Annotated in this window: 1 protein-coding gene; it reads left to right on the top strand. The window is 37.5% G+C overall.

The genetic code is table 11. The annotated features are described in order from the left end of the window. Positions 1-65 precede the first annotated feature (65 nt). A complete protein-coding gene (locus FLAPXU55_RS01550; RefSeq protein ID WP_180856242.1) occupies positions 66-24503 on the top strand; it encodes a T9SS type B sorting domain-containing protein in 24438 nt (8145 codons plus the stop codon).

Raw genomic sequence — 24503 nt, 5'->3', positions numbered from 1 at the left:
AAGATTGAATGTTGTTCTTTGAATGCCCCTTCAAAGAACAACAGTTAAACTGAAACCATAGTAACATGAAGAAACCTACTACTTTAAAATTAGTTTTAACTGTATTATTTTTTATACAGAGTTTTATTATGTTCTCTCAAAAGGATTTCACCCCTCGCTTTGACCAAAGTTTAAAAGGTGATATGCTCTTGATAGGTAATAATATTTTGAATAGAGATAACAACAAGAATGGTGAGCGGCCAAATAATGCGTTCAATTCAACGAGCCAGAACAACAACGACCTTACTATGCAATATATCGATATTGATAGTGACAATACTACGTTTAGTTCTAGTTCGGCTAATTTAACTGTTCCGCAATCTAGTAGAGAATGTTATAAAATCGTATATGCAGGTCTTTATTGGGCTGGTATTTACAGTAAAGGTACTGTTGACAATGGTACAGTTACGCGTGCCAATCTAGGTTCAATTAAGATTAAACTTCCAAATCAAACAGCTTATACTAATATTTCAGGATCATTAATTTATGATTACTATCCAACGACGTCAAATGGTGATCAGATGCCTTATGCATACTATTATGATCTAACAACGATGGTACAAGGATTAGCAAATCCTGAAGGAACTTATACAGTTGCTAATATTATTTCTGGAAGAGGTGGAATCAATGGAGGTTTTTCTGCAGGGTGGAATTTATTTGTTGTTTATGAAGATCCAAAATCATCTGCAAAGTATATTACTTCTTTCGACGGTCTTCGTTGGATACAAGCATCTAGTGGACCTGTAACTTATGACTTAACAGGTTTCAAAACAATTCCAACAGGAGTTGTAAAAGCAAAATTAGCTTTTGCCGCTTTAGAGGGAGACGTTAACCTTACTGGCGATAAATATTCTATTAATAATACTGATATTTTTACTACTGAGCGTTCGGTAAATAACTTCTTTAATAGTACGTTTAATGATGTTAATGGTCCTTATACAGACCGAACACCAAGTAGTGGTAATACCCTGGGGTTTGAAGCGGGGATTATAAATCTTAATAATGCCGCAAATGCAATTATTAAAAACAACGATACCTCGGCACAATTAAAGCTTAGTACGGGAGGAGACGGTTATGGACTCTTTTTCAATGCTTTTAACGTTGAGATTATTGAACCGAAAATTGTTTTAACTAAAATTGTAAAAAATAATTTAGGAGCAAATATTGGCGGGCAAAATGTTACTTTAGGACAGCAGTTAAACTACGAAATTGGTTTTAAAAATACAGGTAATGATAATGCTACCTCATTTACAATTCGAGATCAGCTGCCTATTAATATTATTTTCAATTATCCGGCTGATATTGTTTCGTTACCAACTGGGGTAACGGTTCAAAGTTATAATGCAACGACAAGAAATATTGTTTTTGCAATAAACAACAACATTGTTAAAGTTGGTGACCCTGAAAAAATTATAAGCTTTAAGGTTAAGGTTGTTCCTGATTGTCAAAGTTTAAGTGAGGCTTGTTCTAATAGTATTGACAACTCTGCTTATGCAACGTACAAAGGACAGCAAAATACAAGTTTTACAATTTCTGATGACCCGAGTGTTAATACCAATACAGGATGTATTTTAGTTCCAAAAGCGACAAACTTTTTAGTTGGAGTAGATGGTTGTAAATACACCACGAACGTTACACTTTGTGGAGCAAATATTAACTTAACAGCTGCTAATGGTTATTCAGATTATACTTGGTATAGTGATGAAGCAAGAACTATTGAAATAGGAAAAGGACAAGTATTTAATGTAAAAGATCCTGGAACTTATTATGTTTATAATCTCGCTGCTGCACCTTGTAGATCAATCTATCAGTCATTTGTTGTAACAAGATTTGGAGCAACAGTAGAAAATCCGGTAATTCCTTTCGCAGATCAGGTAGTAACTTGTTCTAATGATGGAAAAAAATTACCAAATATTTTCTTGTGTGGTTCAAATGCTGTCAGACAAATTACTACAAGTATTTCTGACGCAACAAGTATTGTTTGGGAGAAATTAAATGAAGGAAGTTGTACTGCTGTTACAAATCAAAATTGTGCCAATGAAAATGCTGCCTGTACATGGGCTAGTGTTGGTTCAGGGCCAAATTATACGGCAAACCAGGCAGGACAATTTCGAGTAACATTAAATTATGCGGGAGGATGTTTCAACCGTTTCTACTTTAATGTTTATACGAATTTGTTAACTCCAACAGAAACACATAAAGATATTATTTGTGGTGTTCCTGGAAGTATTACAATTGGCGGCGTGCCTGCAGGTTATGAATATGCTATCAGAACTGATCCTAGTGGTGCAGTAGGAGCATATCAAACAAGTAATACTTTCAATATTACAACTCCTAACTCTTATACTGTTTATATCAGACAAATTGGTGTTGCTACTAATCCATGTATTTTTTCTGTTCCGGGTATTCTTATTAGAAGCAGAGACTTACAGATTACTACAGCAGTAACTCAACCAACTTGTTACGGAGATAAAGGAAGTATAAAAGTAGGTGCTTTAAATATAGACCCGCAATATTATTATTACTTATATAATAATGCTACAAATGCACTTGTAAATAGTGTTGGGCCTATTGCAGCTTCAGATTATACTTTTGCTAATTTAAATCCTGGAACCACTTACAGGGTAAGAGTTACAAATGCACCAATTGGCGGTACACCAGCTCCAACTTGTAATGTGTCAAGTGTTATTTCTATAAATAACATTGCAGCTCCTCTAGTAGCAACTGCAGCCTTGACAACACCTCTTACAGCATGTAGCGATGGTAAAATTACATTATCAGGTTCTGGAGGTACAGCACCATATTTCTTCTTTGTAAATGGATCGACTACTTTCCTTACTTCAAACGAAATTACTTTTACAACAGCTGGAACATATAATATTCGTTTAGTTGATTCTAATAACTGTGAGGCAACAACATCAATTACAGTTACAGGAAATCCTAAGCCTGTTTACAATATAACAAATACAGAAATTAATTGTAACGGCGGTACAGCTCAAATTAATATTAACGTTACAAACGCAAACGGATATACTTTACAATACAGTATTGACAATGGTGCGACATTTAGCACTACTCCTGTTTTCTCTAATTTAACAGGCGGAACTTACAATGTTGTAGTTAAATATACTTTATCAGGAACTACATGTACTGATCCTGCAACTACTATTACAATTACAGCTCCTGCAAATGCATTAAGTGCTTCTGCGGGTGTTTCTGAATTAGCAGGTTGTGATCCATCAGGTAATGGTTTTGGTAAAGTACGTATTACAAACCCTCAAGGTGGAACTCCTCCTTACACATATAGCTTTAACGGAGGAACAACTTACGGAACATCAAATGAAGCTTACGTAGCACCGGGAACTTATACACTTTATGTTAGAGATTCAAAAGGCTGTACGTTCGCAATGCCTGGAGTTATATTAGATCCAAAACCTGCAGACCCTACAATTGCAGTTGGAGCACCAGTATTTAATTGTAATGGAACTGCAACAAGTACTGTAACGGTAACAAATGGTGGTGGGGCAAATTACAGCTATGAATATTATTTAGATAATGTTTTAAACACAAATACTCCTTCGAACGTTTTTGTAAATGTTCCATCAGGATCTCACACAGTAAGTGTAAAATACAATTTAGTTTCAGTACCAACTTATAGTAATTTATTACAAGAAGATTTTGGTTCTGGAGGAACTACAACAACTCCTGGTATTGCATCGGCTTACTGTTTCAACGACCAAAGAGTTAACCCTCCATATACTTGTTCTTTAAACGGAACTCCAACTCGTTCTGTTGAAGATAACCAATACTCAGTTACAAGTTTCTTCTGGAGAGGTGATACAGCTTGGTACCACTTTAAAGACCATACAACAAATGGAACAGATGCAAACGGAAGATATTTATTAGTAAATATTGGTGGTGCAGCAGGACCTTATGGAGTTTTATATAGCAAACCAATTATTGATGTTATCCCAAATCAGCCTGTAATGGTTTCCTTATATGTAGGTAACTTATTAAATACAGGTGTAACCGGAGCAGCTCCAATTGTAAGATTCGAATTGGTTGATGGTTCTGGTAATGTTGTTGCTACTGAAGATACAGGTAAAATTGCTGAAGCAGCAAATGATGCTAACAGAACAAAATGGGTTCCAATAAATATCTCGTTAAATCCAGGAAATAACACAAACCTTACTTTCAGAATTCGTTCAGGAAGTACTGAATATGGAGGTAATGACTTAGTTATCGATGATATCTGGGTACGTCAGATTCCAAAATCATGTATTACTCAAAAAGATTTCCCTATTGTTATCGACAGTAATAAAGCATTTACAGCTTCTATAACAGGAGTTAAAAATGTTACTTGTAATGGAGGAAATAACGGAGAAATTACATTAGCAGCAGAAAACTTTAATCTTCCATACGGATTCGATTATTCTATGAATAATGGAACTACCTGGGTAAATTCTAAAGTATCTCCTGTAACTGTAACAGGTTTAACAAGCCAAACCTATTCAATTCAAGTTCGTTTCAACAATAGTGCATCGACTTGTAGCTTCCCATTCTCTCAACCTATTACTGCACCAGCAGCATTAGCAGTTACAGCTCAGGTTACGGCTCAGCCTACTTGTACAACTGGCGCTTCCATTACCGCAACAGTAACAGGAGGGACACCGGCTTACCAATATGAGTTAAGACAATCTAATGGAACTACAGTTGTAGTACCATTCCAAACTTCGAATATATTTACAAACGTTGCTTCAGGAACATATAGAATAGTGGTTAGAGATGTAAACGCTTGTACTTCTCCAGCTTCAGCTACTGTAAATATTAATAATCCAACAGCTCCAACAGCTTCATTAGCTGCGAGTTCAGATTTATGTTATGATTCTACTAATCAGGCAACACTTGTAGTAACAGCTACAGGAACAGGAACTTTAACTTATAGTTTAGACGGCGGAGCTGCACAAACTTCAAATACATTTACGAATGTAGGTCCTGGTACACATAATGTTGTTGTAACAGACAGTAATAACTGTACAGCTACAGTTAGCAACATTGTAATTGCACCTGAATTAGAAGGAAGCGCAACAATCTCTAAAACGTTAGATTGTACTACTTCTCCAAATGCTACTATCACAGTTTCTATTACGGGAGGTACAAGTGCATTTAAATATAAAGTTAAAATAGGTTCAGGAACTTACAGTGGTAGTAACAATGTAACAGGTAATTCATTTGTATATACTGCAACAACTGCAAATACTTATACTTTTGAAATTACAGATTCAAAAGGTTGTATTACTACAACTAGCGCAGTTGTAAATCCAATTTCAAATCCAACAGTTACAGCTACGAAAGTAAATGCAACATGTAATGGAGCTTCAACAGGTTCTATTCAATTAGTCGGAGCAGGTGGATCTGGAGGATATACTTACAGTTTCAACGGAAGTGCAACATTTATTGCTCAATCAGATTACACAGGATTAGCTGCAGGAACTTATACATTCCAGGTAATGGATAGTAAAGGTTGTAAATCTGCAGTTGGAAATATTACTATTACGCAGCCAACAACATTAACAGCTACTGCAAGTGCAACTGCATTTTCATGTAATGCTTCAAATGTTAAACAAGCGGCTACTGTAACAATTGCTGTTCCAACAACAGGTACAGCTCCTTATCAATATAGTTTTGACGGAGGGACAACTTTTACAAGTACGCGTACATTATCTGTAACAGATAATGGAACAAACCAAACTATTTCTTATGTAGTTAGTGATGCACAAGGTTGTAAAACTCCAGTTCAAACAGTTACAATTAACAGATTAAACCCTCCAACAGATTTAGCATTTAGTAATGCTGCGGTTACTTGTACAGCAACTACAACTACAGTTACTGCTACTGCCACAAATGGAGTAGGGACTTTAACGTATGCAATTACATCACCAGCAGCATCTGTAGCAACAAATACTACAGGAGTATTTGCTGGATTAGCAGCGGGAACTTATAACTTTAAAGTTACCGATGCTAACGGATGTTATTATGAAGAACCATATATTATCAATGCTGTAAGTCCAATTTCAGTTGCTGGTAATAAAACAAGTGATGCTCTTTGTAAAGGAGGAGCAACAGGATCTGGAACTTTTACAGTTTCTGGTAATGCAACAATTGGTGCTTATACTTATACAGTAACACCTCCTGCGGCGGCTGCCTCAATAACAAAATCAGGAAATACATTAACATTAGCAAACGTTGCTGCAGGAACATATTCTGTACAAGTAAGAGACAATGCAACAGGTTGTACAAATACAGCAAGTATTATTATTGCTGAGCCTGCAAATGCATTAACATTTACAGCAGCATCTACTAATGTAAATTGTAATAACGATAATTCACAAATTACAGTTACGGCTGCAGGCGGTACGCCAAATTATACTTACGCTTTCGCGAAAAGCCCATCAACAGTACCATCATCGACTTATGGCAATAGTGCCACTTTAACTGTAGATACTAATTCTGGAGCTGATTTAGTTTGGGATGTTTATGTAAAAGACGCAAATGGCTGTACAACAAAAAATACAGTTACTATTGCTACAGATAATTTACCAAGCGTAACTGCAGCAATCAATAACCAATGTACAGGTTCAGGTAATTCGTTTACTATTACTGCAACAGGAACAGGTTTAGCTCCGTTGACATATAGTATAGATGGAACTTCTTTCCAAACTTCAAATATTTTTAACGTTGCTGCGGGAACTTATACTGTAAGTGTAAAAGATAAAAACGGCTGTATTGCTTCAGCTCCGGCTGCAACAGTAGTTTATCCACAGTTAACAGCTGTAGGTGCTGTTACAAAAGAATTAGATTGTACAGTTACTCCAAACGCAACAATTACAGTTACAATTGGCGGGGGAAGAACTCCATTTACATATACATCTAGAAAAGGTTCAGGTACTCCAAGTGCACCAAGCGCTTCTATTGCAGGACCAACATTTACTTTCTCAGTTACTCCTGGAAATGCAGACACTTATACATTTGTAATTACAGATGCTAATGGATGTCAGGCTACAGCAGTAACTACAGTAGACCCAATTTCAAACCCAACGGTTACAGCTGCTCAGACAAATTCAAGCTGTAATGGAGCTGCAGATGGTTCAGTTACTTTAACAGGTGCTGGAGGATCAGGTAGTTTCACATACAGTAATAATGCAACAACAGGATTTACTACTAATCCAGTATTTAACGGATTAACGGCAGGTTCTTATACTTTCTATGTAAAAGACAGTAAAGGTTGTACAGGATCAGTAGCAGTTACAATTACGCAGCCAAGTACTTTAGCAGCTACAGTTGCCGTTGTAGGATTTACATGTAACACTTCAAATGCTAAAGTAGCAGGAACAGTTACTATTAATGTTACAGCAGGAACAGGAACAGCTCCTTACGAATACAGCTTCAATGGAAGCGGATACAGCTCAAATAATGTATTAACATTAAATGACAACGGTGCAGATCAGCCATATACTTACTCAGTAAGAGATGCAAAAGGATGTCCGGTTACAGGTAATGGAACTTTATTGAGACTAAACCCTCCAACAGATTTAACTTTTGCTTCTCCAGCGGTTACTTGTACAGCTACAAGTACAACTGTTACTTTAACAGCAGTAAATGGAGTAGGAACTTTACAATACGAAACAATTGCTCCATCGACAGTAATTAGAGCAAAACAAACATCAAATGCATTCACAAACCTTGCACCTGGATCTTATACTTTCAGAGTTACAGATACAAACGGATGTTATTATACAGAACCTTACATTGTAAATCCAGTTACTCCAATTGCAATTACTGGAAATAAAACAAGTGATGTTTTATGTAGAGGAGGTTCAACAGGATCTGGAACTTACACAGTTTCTGGTAATGCTACACCCGGTGCTTATACATTTACTTTAACAGCAGGAACTTTAGGATCAGGAACACTAACAAAATCAGGAGATACATTAACATTATCAAATGTTGCAGCAGGAACTTATACTGTTCAGGTAACAGATACTGCAACAGGATGTACTAATTCTGCAAGTATTGTTATTGGTCAGCCAGCGGCTGCATTGGCAATTACGACAGCAGTTGCTACAAACGTAAATTGTAATAATGATAATTCAAATATTACAGTTACAGCAACAGGAGGTACTCCAAATTATACTTACGCTTTCGCGAAAAGCCCATCAACAGTACCATCATCGACTTATGGCGCTAGTAATGTTTTAACAGTAGACACTAACTCAGGAGCTGATTTAGTTTGGGATGTTTACGTGAAAGATGCAAATGGCTGTATTGCTAAATCAACAGCTACAGTTATTTTGGATGGAATGCCGGCTATAACTAATGTAACGGTTAACAATCAATGTACAGCTTCTGGAAGCGGATTCACGATTACTGCAACTGCTACAGGTTTAGCTCCATTGACATATAGTATTGATGGAACTTCTTTCCAAACTTCAAATACATTTACAGTTGCTGCGGGAACTTACACAGTAAGTGTAAAAGATAAAAACGGCTGTACTGCTTCAGCTCCGGCTGCAACAGTAGTTTACCCACAATTAACAGCAGCTGGTACAGTTACAAAAGAATTAGATTGTACAGCTACTCCAAACGCAACTATTACAGTTACAATTGGAGGTGGTAGATCTACATATACTTATACAGTACAAAAAGGTGCTGGTGCTCCAAGTGCAGCAAGTGCACCTATTACAGGGCCAACATTTACTTATACAGTAACACCTGCAAATGCAGATACTTATACATTTGTAATTACAGATTCTAACAGCTGTACGAGAACAGCAGTTGTTACAGTTGCCCCAATTGCAAATCCAACGGTTACGGCTGTTCAGGTAAATGCAAGCTGTAATGGCGCTGCAGATGGTTCAGTTACTTTAACAGGTGCCGGAGGATCAGGTAGTTTCACATACAGTAATAATCCAACAACAGGATTTACAACTAATCCGGTATTTACAGGATTAGCTGCAGGTTCTTATACTTTCTACGTAAAAGACAGCAAAAATTGTTCTGGATCAGTAGCTGTTACAATTACGCAGCCTATAACATTAGCTGCAACAGTTGCAGTAGTTCCATTTACATGTAACACTTCAAATGCTAAAGTTGCAGGAACAGTTACAATTAATGTTACTGCAGGAACAGGAACAGCTCCTTACGAATACAGCTTCAACGGAAGCGGATACAGCTCAAATAATGTATTAACATTAAATGACAACGGAGCGAATCAAGCTTATACTTACTCAGTAAGAGATGCAAAAGGCTGTCCGGTTACAGGTAATGGAACTTTATTGAGACTAAACCCACCAACAGACTTAACTTTTGCTAATCCGGCTGTTACTTGTACAGCTACAACAACAACTGTTACTTTGACAGCAGTAAATGGAGTTGGAGCTTTGCAATACGAAACAATCGCTCCATCGACAGTAATCATTGCTAAACAAACATCAAATTCATTCGCAAATCTTCCACCTGGATCTTATACTTTTAGAGTTACAGATGCAAACGGATGTTATTATACAGAACCTTACATTGTAAATCCAGTTACTCCAATTGCAATTACTGGAAATAAAACAAGTGATGTTTTATGTAGAGGAGGTTCAACAGGATCTGGTACTTATACAGTTTCTGGTAATGCTGTAGTAGGTGCTTATACATTTACTTTAACAGCAGGAACTTTAGGATCAGGAACATTAACACAATCAGGAAATACATTAACATTATCAAATGTTGCTGCAGGAACTTATACTGTTCAGGTAACAGATACTGCAACAGGATGTACTAATTCTGCAAGCATTGTTATTGGTCAGCCAGCGGCTGCTTTAGCAATTACTACAGCTGTAGGAACTAATGTTAATTGTAATAACGATAATTCACAAATTACGGTTACAGCTACAGGCGGTACACCAAATTATACTTACGCTTTCGCGAAAAGCCCGTCAACAGTTCCAACTTCAACTTACGGAAATAGTGCTGTTTTAACAGTAGACACTAATTCTGGAGCTGATTTAGTTTGGGATGTTTACGTGAAAGATGCAAATGGCTGTATTGCTAAATCAACAGCTACAGTTATTTTGGATGCAATGCCAGCGATTACTAACGTAACGGTTAACAATCAATGTACAGCTTCTGGAAGCGGATTCACTATTACTGCGACTGCTACAGGTTTAGCACCATTAACTTACGGAATTAATGGTCCAACCGGAGCGTTCCAAACAAGTAATACTTTCTCAGTAGCTGCAGGAACTTATACCGTTTATGTAAAAGATAAAAACGGATGTATTGCTGCGGCTCCGGCTGCAACAGTGGTTTACCCGCAATTAACAGCTGCTGGTACAGTTACAAAAACATTAGATTGTACAGCTACTCCAAATGCAACAATTACAGTTACAATAGGCGGCGGTAGATCTACATATACTTATACAGTACAAAAAGGTGCTGGTGCTCCAAGTGCAGCAAGTGCACCTATTTCGGGACCAACATTTACATACACAGTAACACCTGCAAATGCAGATACTTATACATTTGTAATTACAGATTCTAACAACTGTACAAAAACTGCAGTTGTTACAGTTGCTCCTATTACAAACCCAACAGTTACAGCTGTTCAGGTAAATGCAAGCTGTAATGGAAGTTCAAATGGTTCAGTTACTTTAACAGGTGCTGGAGGATCAGGCGGATTTACATATAGCAACAATGTTGCAGGACCATTTGCTGCAAATCCGGTATTTACAGGATTAGCTGCAGGTTCTTATACTTTCTACGTAAAAGACAGTAAAAACTGTACTGGATCAGTAGCAGTTACAATTACGCAGCCTTTAACATTAGCTGCTACAGTAGTTGAAGTTCCTTTCTCATGTAACACTTCAAATGCTAAAGTAGCAGGAACAGTTACAATTAATGTTACAGCAGGAACAGGAACTGCTCCTTACGAATACAGCTTCAACGGAAGCGGGTACAGCTCAAATAATGTTTTAACATTAAATGATAACGGAACTAACCAAGCTTATACTTACTCAGTAAGAGATGCAAAAGGATGTCCGGTAACAGGTAATGGAACTTTATTGAGATTAAACTCTCCAACAGATTTAACATTTGCTGCTCCGGCAGTTACTTGTACGGCTACAACAACTACTGTTACTTTAACAGCGACAAATGGTGTTGGAACTTTACAATACGAAACAATTGCTCCATCTCCGGTTATCATTCCTAAACAAACATCTAATGCTTTTGCAAATCTTGCACCAGGTACTTATATGTTTAAAGTTACCGATGCTAACGGATGTTATTATACAGAATCATATACAGTTAATCCGGTAACTCCAATTACTGTTTTAGCTAGTAAATTAAGTGATGTATTATGTAACGGAGGAAATACAGGATCTATAAGATTAACTGTTTCAGGTTTCGGTTCTACATATTCTTATACAGTTAATGGAGGTACGGCAGTAACAGGAGTTAATACTGGAACTGTAACTTTACCAAATTTAACAGCAAATACTTACGCAATTGTTATTACAGATGAAGTAACAGGTTGTACAGCTAATGCTTCGATTACTATTAATCAACCGGCTGCTGCTTTATCTGCAACTTATGCTGCGGTAAATGCTAACTGTTTTGTTAGTACTTCAGCAGTTACAGTTACTGCAACTGGAGGAACGCCTATATACAGATACTCATTTGTTCAGGATGGTGCTGCGGTAGGAGCTTATTCAAACAATAACAAAGCAAACTTAGACCCAGCTGTTAACTTAAACTGGGACGTTCACGTTATAGATGCAAACGGATGTACATTTAAATTAGATATTACTATAGCTAAAGATGTTGTTCCAACTGTTACAGCTTCTGCAGCGGGTCAGTGTTTTGGTGTAGGAAGCTATACTATTACAGCAACTCCGGGAGTTGGACTAGTAGCACCATTGAGCTACAGTATTAATGGAGGAGCTTCATATCAGGCAGGTAACACGTTTGTTGTTACTACACCTGGAAGTTATACTATCAGAATTAAAGATGGTAACGGATGTACAGCAGATAGTAATGTTGTTTTAGTAAATAACGCATTAACACTAAATGCGACATTAGACAAGGACATTACATGTTCAGTTCCAACTGATGCTCAAATTACTTTGACACCAGCAGGAGGAAGCGGACCATTTACTTACACTGCTTCTCCTAACACAGGAACATTCGCTGGAAATGTATTTACAACTAACACAGCAGGATCATACACTTTCACAGTAACTGATTCTAGAGGTTGTACAGCTACGTCTTCTGCGGTTATCGTTACGACACCAGTTAATCCAGATATTACTGGAGTTTCACAAACTCAAAGTATAAACTGTAATGGTGATGCTACAGCAGCAATTGCTATTACAATTGATAATACAAAAGGTCAGGCACCATTTGTATATACTGTTTTAAATACAACTACAGGAGTTAATTACGGTTCACAAACTTCAGGTTTAGCCGCTGGTAATTATGTAATTACTGTAACTGATGCAAAAGGATGTACAGATACAGATAATATTAATATTGCTCAGCCAACACCAATCGTAGTAAACAGAACAATTACGCCTATTACTTGTGGTGCATTAGGTGTTTCATTAGGAGCTATTACAATTACTTCTGTTACAGGAGGAACTCCTAATTATACCTATCATGTAACCGGAGTAAATGGATATAACAAACAAATTACAGGTCAAACTGGAGCTTCAGTTGTTTTCGAAGTAGTTGACTTTGGTTTATACCAAATTATCATTACAGATGCAAATGGTTGTACTAATATTGAGCAAAATATATTTGTTGCTTCACCGCCAAATGATCTTGATATTACAGTAACACCGCCGCCAGCTGATTGTTCTTCTTTGGGTTCAGCAGTTGTAGCTATTGGTGCTGCATCTACTAATATTACAGGTAATGGGCCATTCCACTTCGCTGTTTACACAGGTCCTGGAATGACTTATACTTCTCCAACTACTTTACCATGGTATGATGAAGACGTTTTAGGAGTTCCTGCAGGAGTAAACCCAGGAAGTAAAAAAACAAGCATACCAAACTTATTACCAGGTGTTAAATATACTTTTATCGTACACGATGCCGGAACAGGTTGTTACTACTATGAAACAGCTCAATTCCCTATTCCAACTAACTCTACTTTAACTGTAACTGGATTAACAGCTAACAATGTTACTTGTAAAGGAAGCAATAATGGAAATGTTTCATTGACAGTAAATAGTACATATCCAACACCAACGCCTATTAGTTATGAGATATTCAATTCTTTCACTATGGTTACTACAGGTGTTACCGGAACAGGTACAGTACCTGCTAATGGTTCACTTCCAATTAACAACATTGGTGCATTAGGTTTTGGAAATTATGTTGTTGTAATTAAAGAAACTGCAGGTGGAACTAATGCAGGATGTAGTATTGCTAGTAATACGTTTAACATTACTGAATCTGCTATTGATTTATCAGTTACGGCTTCAGTTACTAAAAATGCAAATTGTAATCCAAACTCTGGTGTAATTACAGCTGTTGCAAAAGACGGAACAGGTCCATATACATATCAATTATTATTGTCTACAGATCCTGCACCAACAGCAGCTTCTGCAGGTTGGGCTTCTGTAAATACATTTAACAGAAATGCAGGAAACTACATTGCTTACGCAAAAGATGCTTATGGCTGTATCAAATTCGCAGCTATTACATTAAATAAAGATGTCGATCCAACAATTACAGCACCAGCTGGAATTTGTTATGACGGTAATCCATTCACATTTGCAATTTCTGGAACAGTTGATCCAGCAGTTGGAGGAGCTACTTACAGCGTAAACGGAAGTACTTTCCAAACAAGTCCAAGCTTTACGTTTAATGCTTCAGGTACTTATACTTTAGTAATTAAAGATGGAAATGGTTGTACAGCAACTACAACTTATGAAGTTAAACCACAGCTACACTTAAGTGCAGCATTAACAAAAGAACTAGATTGTACTATAACTCCAGACGCTCAAATTACATTAACAGCTACAGGAGGTTACAACACAGCATACACTTATTATTATTCTACTGATGGAGGTCTTAACTATACCTTGATGCCATCAAATGTTCTAACAACTAGTGTTTTAGCTAACTATATGTTCAAAGTAAATGATGCTAAATTGCCAACAGCATGTGAGGCAACTACTACTTTAACATTAGATCCTATCCAGCCTACATTATTTACTACTGTTGAAACACATGTAAGTTGTAATGGAGGTACAGATGGAACAATTACGGTAAATGTTACTTCAGGAGTTGGTCCTTATCAATATCAATTAGATGGTGGAGCTTTCCAAACATCAAATGTATTTACAGGATTAGCGGCAGGTACTGCATATACTATTACGGTAAGAGATGCTAAATCTTGTCTTTATCCAGGTACACCAATCACAATAACTCAGCCGGCAGCATTAACAGCAACGTCTGCTTTAACAACAGCATTGACATGTGCTGCAGGAAATGTACCAACAAAAGCAGTAGTTACTGTAACAGCTGCAGATGGTACTGCTCCTTACTTATATAGTTTTGATAACGGTGTAACTTATACAAGTACAAATACATACGAAGCTTTTGCTGGAACAACATTCAATGTTTTAGTTAAAGATGCTAAAGGATGTATATTCACTTTAACAAATGGAGTTAATATTCCAGCGTTAAATCCGCCAACAATTACAAACATTACTGGAACACCAATTTATTGTGCTCCGGCGGCTAGTACTACAAGTACAGTTACTATCACTACAACAAATGGTGTTGGTACTTTAGCTTACGCAATTTTATCACCAGCTAGTGCAACTTCAAATGTTTCAGGTGCTGCTAGCGGAATATTCACATTATTAGCTCCGGATACTTACTTATTTGAAGTAACTGATGCTAACGGATGTAAAGATCAAAAATCATACACAGTTGCTCCGGTAACTAATATTACAGTTGCAGGTCAATTAGTAAGTAATGTAATTTGTAACGGACAAGCAAATGGTGCCGTTAAATTCACAGTTGCAAACTTTGGAGGAACATATACTGCAACATTAACAGCAGGAACAGGTACGGTAACACAAACAGGAAATACTGTTGACGTTACAGGATTAGTTCCGGCAACATACACTCTTCAGGTTACTGATGATATTACAGGATGTATTGCAACTGCTTCAGTTGTAGTTACTCAGCCAACAGCTCTAAGCATCAACTTGGTTAGCAACGTAAATGCAAATTGTAATTCTGGTGCAAAAGTTGAAGTTATTGCTTCAGGTGCAACACCTAACTATACTTATGCATTCGTTCAGGATGGTGTTACTCCGGTAGCTGCAGATTACACAAATAGTGCAAGCGCTGTATTAGCTCCGGCTACAAACACATTATGGGATGTTTATGCAAAAGATGCAAATGGATGTACAGTTAAATTAGACGTAACAATTGGTACAGACGCATTACCAACAATTGACTTAACTGCTTCAGTATATTGTTATACAGGAGGTCCAGTACCAATTACAATTACTGGAACTTTTGTAGGAGCTACAGCTGAATACAGTATTGGTAACGGATTCCAATCTAGTCCTAACTTTGTATTGAATGCGCCGGGAACTTATACATTCTCTATTAAAGATGTTAATGGCTGTATTGTTTCAGTTCCTTATACATTAAACCAACAATTATTATTAAATGCTACTTTAACGCAAGATTTAACTTGTGCAGGATCAGCTAGTATTACATTATTGGCAACTCAGGGAACTACAACTTACACAGGATTTGAAGTTGACTTTAACGGAGGTGGATATGTTGCTGCAACATCACCTTACACGGCTACTGCTGCTGGAACTTACACTTTCAGAGTAACAGACAGCCAAGGATGTCAGGCACTTTCTATTCCGGTAGTAGTAACTCCAACAACAACTCCAACAGCAACATTAGCACAAACAAACGTAAGCTGTATTGGAGGAAATGACGGAAGTATTACTGTTACTGCTGCAAATGGAATTACTCCATATCAGTACAGCATTAATGGAGGAGCTTTCCAAACATCAAACATATTCACAGGATTAATTGCAGGAACTTACAACATCGTTGTTCGTGACGCTAAACAATGTTCTTCAGTAAGCGTACCAGCTACAATTACTCAACCGACAGCTTTAGCTGCAACAGCTGTGTTAACGCAAGGATTAACTTGTGGTACAGGAAATGCTACTCAACCAGCAGTTGTTACAATCAATGTAACTGCAGGAACAGGAACAGCTCCTTACCAATACAGCTTCAACGGAGGAACAAATTATAGTACAACAAATACGTTGACTACTTATAATGCAGGATTAGTTACAGCTTACGTAAAAGATGCTAATAACTGTATCATTGCAGTGCCAGTTACTATCACTATTCCAGCGTTGAATGCGCCGACAAATATGGATATTAACGGAACACCAATTTATTGTGCTCCAGCGGCAAGTACAACAAGTACAGTTACAATTAGTAACGTAATTAACGGAGTTGGAACACTTCAATATGAGATTCTTTCTCCAATTGTTGTGGCGAAACAAACTTCAACGGTATTTGCAGGATTAACTCCAGATACTTACTTATTCCAGGTGACTGATGCTAATGGTTGTATTTACCAAGAATCATATACTGTTTTACCGGTAACTAACATTACAGTTGCAGGTCAATTAATAAGTAACGTTACTTGTAACGGAAGTGCAAATGGAGCAGTTAGATTTACTGTTGCTAATTATGGAACTTCTTATACTGCAACATTAACTGCAGGAACAGGTACATTAGTTCAGACAGGAAATACTGTAAACGTTACAGGATTAGTTCCTGGAACTTACACGGTTCAGGTTGTTGATGGAACGACAGGATGTACAGCAACTGCTTCAGTAGTTGTGGCTCAGCCAACAGTTCTAGGTCTTAACTTAGTAAGCAACGTAAATGCAAATTGTAATTTCGGTGCAAAAGTGACTGTTTTAGCAAACGGAGGAACACCAAATTATACATACGCATTTGTTCAGGATGGTGTTACACCAGTTGCAGGAGATTACACAAATAGTGCAAATGCAGTATTAGCACCAACAGTAAATACTCTTTGGGATGTTTATGCTAAGGATGCAAACGGATGTACAGTAAAACTTGATGTAACAATTGGTACAGATGCATTGCCAACAATCAATTCATCAGTTGGATTATATTGCTACACAGGTGGTCCAGTGCCAATTACTATAACAGGAACAGGTGTTGCACCTTTAACATACAGCATTGGTAATGGATACCAATCTAGCCCTAACTTTGTATTGAATGCACCAGGAAACTATGTATTCTATATTAAAGATGCTAACGGTTGTATAGTTTCAAGCCCTTATACATTACGTCAGGAATTGTTGTTAAAAGCTACTTTAACACAAGATTTAACTTGTGCAGGATCAGCGAGTATCACATTATTGGCAACTCAGGGTACTCTTACTTACACAACATTCGAAGTATCGTTTAACGCGGGTGCATATGCTGCTGTAACATCACCTTACACGGCTACAGCTGCTGGAACTTATACTTTCAGAGTAACAGACAGTCAGGGATGTCAGGCAGTTTCTATTCCGGTAGTAGTAACTCCAACAACAACTCCAACGGCTACATTTACACAGACAAACGTAAGCTGTATAGGAGGAAATAACGGAAGTATTATTGTTACTGCTGCAAATGGTATTGTACCATATGAGTACAGTATCAACGGAGGAGCTTTCCAGGCTTCAAATATATTCACAGGATTAGTTGCAGGAACTTACAACATTGTTGTTCGTGATGCTAAACAATGTTCTTCAGTAATCGTACAAGCTACAATTACTGAGCCGACAGCTCTTGCTGCAACAGCTACGTTGACACAAGGATTAACTTGTGGTACAGGTAATTCAACTCAACCTGCGATTGTTACTATCAATGTAACTGCAGGAACAGGAACAGCACCTTACCAATACAGTTTTAACGGAGGAATAAATTACAGTACAACAAATACGTTGACTACTTATAATTCAGGTACAATTACAGCGTATGTAAAAGATGCTAATAACTGTATCATTTCTACGCCAGTTACTATCACTATTCCAGCGTTAAATGCGCCGACAAATATGGATATTAACGGAACACCAATTTATTGTGCTCCAGCCGCAAGTACAACAAGTACAGTTACGATTAGTAACGTAGTTAATGGTGTAGGAACACTTCAATATGAGATTCTTTCTCCAATCGCTGTAGCAAAACAAACTTCAGCGGTATTTGCAGGATTAACTCCAGACACTTACTTATTCCAAGTGACAGATGCTAATGGTTGTACTTACCAAGAATCATATACTATTAATCCGGTAACAAATATTACAGTTGCAGGTCAATTAGTAAGTAATGTGGTTTGTAACGGACAATCAAATGGAGCGGTTAAATTTACAGTTGCAAATTACACAGGAACTTACACAGCAGTATTAACTGCAGGTACTGGTACATTAGCTATAACAGGAAATACTGTAAATGTGACAGGATTAGTTCCGGGAACTTATACAGTTCTTATTACTGATGCAATTACTGGATGTACAGCTACTGCTTCAGTAGTTGTGGCTCAGCCAACAGCTATAGCTCTTAACGTAGTAAGCAACATAAATGCAAATTGTAATTTCGGTGCTAAAGTTGAAGTTCTTGCTTCGGGCGGTACTCCGGTTTATAAATATGTATTCGTTGAAGACGGAGTTACTCCAAATGTTTTAGATTACGATACTGTTGCAAACGCTGTATTAGATCCAACTGTAAATACACAATGGGATGTTTATGCAATGGATGCAAACGGATGTACAACTAAAATAGATGTAACAATTGCTACAGATGCATTGCCAACAATCAATTCATCAGCTGGATTATATTGCTACACAGGAGGTCCGGTGCCAATTACAATTACAGGAACTTATGTTGGAACACCAACATACAGCATTGGTAACGGATACCAATCTAGCCCTAACTTTGTATTGAATGCGCCAGGAAACTACACATTCTATATTAAAGATGGTAACGGTTGTATCGTTTCAAGCCCTTATAAATTAAATCAGGAATTATTATTACAAGCTAGTTTAACACAAGATTTAACTTGTGCAGGATCAGCTGTTATTACACTATTGGCAACTCAGGGTACTCTTACTTACACAGGATTCGAAGTTGACTTTAATGCAGGAGGATACTTCCCTGCAACATCACCTTACACGGCTACAGCTGCTGGAACTTATACTTTCAGAGTAACAGACAGTCAGGGATGTCAGGCAGTTTCTATTCCGGTAATAGTAACACCAACAACAACTCCATCAGCAACATTTACACAAACAAACGTAAGCTGTGTAGGAGGAAATAACGGAAGTATCATTGTTACTGCTGCTAATGGTGTTGTACCATATGAGTACAGTATCAATGGAGGAGCCTTCCAAGCTTCAAATGTTTTCACAGGATTAATCGCAGGAACTTATGACATCGTTGTTCGTGATGCTAAACAATGTTCTTCAGTAATCGTACAAGCTACAATTACGGAGCCGACGGCTCTTGCTGCAACTGCGGTATTAACTCAAAGTTTAACTTGTGGAACAGGTAATGCTACTCAACCGGCAATTGTTACAATCAATGTAACTGCTGGAACAGGAACAGCACCTTACCAATATAGTTTCAACGGAATAAATTATAGTGCAACGAATACATTCACTACGTATAATGCAGGAACAATTACAGCTTCGGTAAAAGATGCTAATAATTGTACAATTGCAGTACCGGTAAGTGTTACAATTCCGGCACTAGATGCTCCAGTAATCGATTCTGTAACAGGAACAGATATTTGGTGTACACCAGCTGCTAACACAACAAGTACAGTTACTGTAACTGTTTCACATGGTGTTGGTGCATTACACTACGAGATTCTTTCTCCAGCTAGCGCCGTTACAAATGTTTCTGGTGCAGCAAACGGAATCTTTACAGGTCTAACAGCAGATACTTACTTATTCCAGGTAACAGACGCTAACGGATGTAAAGATGATATCTATTACACTGTTGATCCATTAGTAAACATTACAGCAGCAGGTCAGTTAGTAAATGACGTAAGCTGTAACGGAGGTTCAAACGGATCAGTGAAATTTGATGTTGACAATTTTGACGGGGCTTACACAGCAGCTTTAATTGGAGGACCAACTACAGGAACTCTAACACAAGTTGGAAAAGTAGTAACGCTGACAAACTTACCAATCGGTACGTATACAGTAGAAGTTACTGACACAACAACAGGATGTACAGCTTCGGCTTCAGTAACTGTTGGTCAGCCTTCAGTATTAACATTGACTGTCGCTTCAAATATAAATGCTAATTGTAATTCAGGTGCTCAGGTTAGTGTAACGGCTGCAGGAGGAACACCAGATTATAAATATGCTTTCATTGCAGGTGCAGGAACTCCAACAGCTGCAGATTATACAAACAGTAATAATGCTGTTTTAGATCCGGCTGTAAGCTTAAACTGGAGAGCATACGTATTAGATTCTAAAGGTTGTGAAACATTTATCCCAATAACAATTGCGGTAGATCCATTACCAACTGCAATAACAGCTAATGTTACTAGCCAATGTCCTACGGCAGCAGGTGAATATACATTTACAGTTACTGTTGGTTCTGGTGTTGCACCTTACGAATACAGTATTGGAGCAGGTTTCCAAACAAGCCCAACATTTACTGTAAACGCTGCAGGAACATACGACGTAACAGTAAGAGATGCAAACGGATGTACAGCTACAGCAACTGCTGCAGTAACGATCACTCCGGGATTACAGTTAGATACTACAGTTACAACATTACCAAGTTGTACATTTAATAATGGTGTAATTACTGCTACTGCAACAGGAGGTTCAGGAACAGCTAATTATAGATATACTTTAGACGGAGGTGTAAGCATAAATACTACACCGGCTGTATTTAACAACGTTGCTCCGGGTACACACGTTATCAGAGTGAGAGATGTATTAACAACTTGTGACTTTAACGTTACAATTGAAATTGCTCCGGCAACAGTTATTACAGGATTTACTTTAAACGGAACAAATGTTTCTTGTAGAGGTAATTCAGATGGTTCAATCACGGCTAATTTAGCTCCAAGTGCACCAGGCGTAAACGATAACCCAGTTTATACGTATACATTAACAGGAACTACAGCTTTAGGAGTAGCGGTTAACAGACCAGCTCAGACTCAAAACATTTTTGATAACCTTCAGGCTGGAGATTATACGGTAACAGTAACTTCTGGAAGAGGTTGTGTGGATTCTGAAGATATTAGAATCAGCGAACCAAACGTGATTACAGTTAACGCACCAGTTATCACACAATACAATTGTACAACTGGAACAAACGTTTCAAACTATGCAGTTATTACAGTAAATAACGTTGTTGGTGGTTCTGGAGTTTATACAATCTATGAGTTCATTAAAGGTGGAGTTGTAGTTCAAAGAGGTCCATCAAATGCTTACAGCGAGTCAGACTTCACAGGTGGTGACTATACAGTAAATGTTTACGATGATAAAGGATGTATGGGATCTAGTACAGGAATAATTAGAGTAAATCCTTTCATTCGTTTAGATCAAATAAATGTTGCTGTAAATACTGCTGTAACTTGTATTTCTAATGAAGATATTACTGTAACGGTAACATCTATTGGAGGAACACCAGCGATATTGAATTACAATGTTGCCGGAACTGATGGAAATACATACAATCAGTCAAATACAACTGGAGTATTCACAGGATTAACTATCGGAAATTATTTAATTACCGTTACAAACCTTGCAACAGGATGTTCAATTGTACAAGCACATTATGTTAATGATCCAAATACTTTCGACATAAATGTAACACCAGTTAACGGACAAATCTGTTATGGTACTGCAAACGGAAGTGTTGATTTAACTTTTGTAGATAATCAGTTAAATCCAACAAATGATGCAGGTGCATTCAACTATGTAATTACAGGACCAGTTCCTAGCAACGGAACAACAACAAATGCAGGTCCGGTTAGAATTTCTAACTTAACTGCTGGTCAATACACAGTTGTTGCAACACTAGTAAATAACCCATTCTGTACAGTTTCTACATTGTTCACAATAGAGCAGCCAACAGCAGCTCTTACAGTAACAACAGCGAAATCTGATATTACTTGTGTAACAGGAAATAACGACGGAGAAATCACTGCTTCAGCAGCAGGTGGATGGGATAATAAATACGAATACCAATTGATATTGAATGGTACAACATTAGTTGACTACTCTGATCAATTCGTATGGTCAGGATTATCAGCAGGTAACTATACAATTAACGTTAGAGATAATGTAGGTTGTATCGCTACAGCAACAGAAGTATTAGTTGTTCCGGCACCAATCGTGGTTACTGCATCAGCAAGTGCTACAACACTAACATGTTTTGGAGATAAAACTGCAATAATTACAGTAGACCCTCCAACAGGTGGACAAGGAAGTAACTATCAGTATACTTTAAATATTCTTTCAGCAAATCCAGTTATTAGTTCTGGACCACAACTTAGCCCAATATTCACAGGTTTAGGTGCTGGAACTTATAGTATTACAGTTACTGACGGATTTAGTTGTTCTGCAACTTCAGCAAACATTGTGATCAATGAGCCAACAGAAGTTATTCCAACTTTAGTTGAAGCTAGTTCACAAACATGTTTAACTCAGGCAACACTTACATTAAGCGCAGTGGGCGGAACAGCTCCTTACACTTATAGTACTGATGCTAATTTTGCAACAACTATTGGTTCATTCAATGCATCAGTTACGTTCCCGGTTGCTGTTGGTAAATACAGCTACTATGTAAAAGATGCTGCAGGATGTGTAGGTTATGTTTCTAATGAGATCACAATTGATCCTCTTGAACCGCTTAACATTGAGGTTGATGTAACAAATGCAGTTGTAAAATGTACAGGTGAAGCTACAGGAGTTATCGTAGCAGAAGCTAAAGGAGGTTTAGGAAACTATATCTATACATTAGAGAATACTGCTGGAACTATTATCCAAGGTCCTCAGGCTACGGGAATCTTCGAAGACTTAGTAATTGGAGATTACATTGTAAAAGTAGAAAGTGGAGATTGTGATGATGCATCTGCTGTAATTACAATCAACGAGCCGCCAGTTGCTTTACAAGCTGTGTTTACGCCAACTAATGTTACATGTTTCGGTGAAAACAATGGTAAAATTGTAGTAACTGCAACAGGAGGAACAGGGGTTATTAAATACGCAATCTCACCAGATTTAAATCAGTTTGATACAATCAGTGTGTTTGATAAACTTGCTCCAGGATTGTATACTGTAATTGCGCAAGATGAAAACGGATGTTATGTAATGACAGATATCACAATCACGCAGCCAGCTGCACCGCTTATAGTTACAGCAGGCTCAATATTAGGAGAACAATGTAAAGGCGACTTAAATGGAGAATTTACAATTGATATCACTGGTGGAACTGCTCCTTACACAGTAAGTATTGATTTACCAAATGGTCCTTTTGATCCAATTACTGGAACTCAGCATACATTTGATGGTCTTGCAGGAGGTAATCATACCGCTTATGTTAAAGATGCAAATGGTTGTAATTTTGAAATTGAGGTTCTTGTGCCATTGGCAGTTGACATCAATCCAACAGCAGAAGTTGTTTACGGTTGTGAAACTAATACAGTGACAGTAACTATAGATCCTTCTGTAGATCCTGCTGATGTTGATTACTCTTTAGATGTTATAGCTGGTCCATATCAATTATCTAATGAATTTAAAGATGTATTACCTGGTGATCACGTAATTTACGCAAGACATACAAACGGATGTATCCAGCCAACAGCAAGTTTCACAATCCAGGCATTTGATAAATTACATATTCAATTAGCTGGAGGACAACAAGAAATGAACATAGTTTCTTTAACTGCAATTGGCGGAAGACCTGCTTATGAATACAGTTTTGACGGAGGTCCATTTACATCTGAGACTAAATTTAAATATTATGAGTCTAGAGATTATGTAATTAAGGTAAGAGATCAAAACGGATGTATTGACACAATTACAATACCATTGACATACATTGATGTTTGTCTTGATAATTACTTTACACCAAACGGAACTCACAGTGGTTGGGGACCTGGATGTACAAATATTTATACTAATCTTGAGTTTGCGATCTTCGATAGATACGGACGTCAGATTGCTAAATATCATTATGGTCAAAAATGGGATGGTAGATACAATGGCGAGGAATTACCAACAGGTGATTACTGGTATGTTCTTAAACTTAATGACGTGAATGATGCAAGAGAGTTTGTTGGACATTTCACTTTATACAGATAA

The sequence above is a fragment of the Flavobacterium panici genome, from assembly GCF_903819335.1.
GTDB classification, from domain to species: Bacteria; Bacteroidota; Bacteroidia; order Flavobacteriales; family Flavobacteriaceae; genus Flavobacterium; species Flavobacterium panici.
The sequence above is the reverse complement of the archived record's forward strand: the minus strand, read 5'-3'. Positions and strand labels throughout refer to the sequence as shown.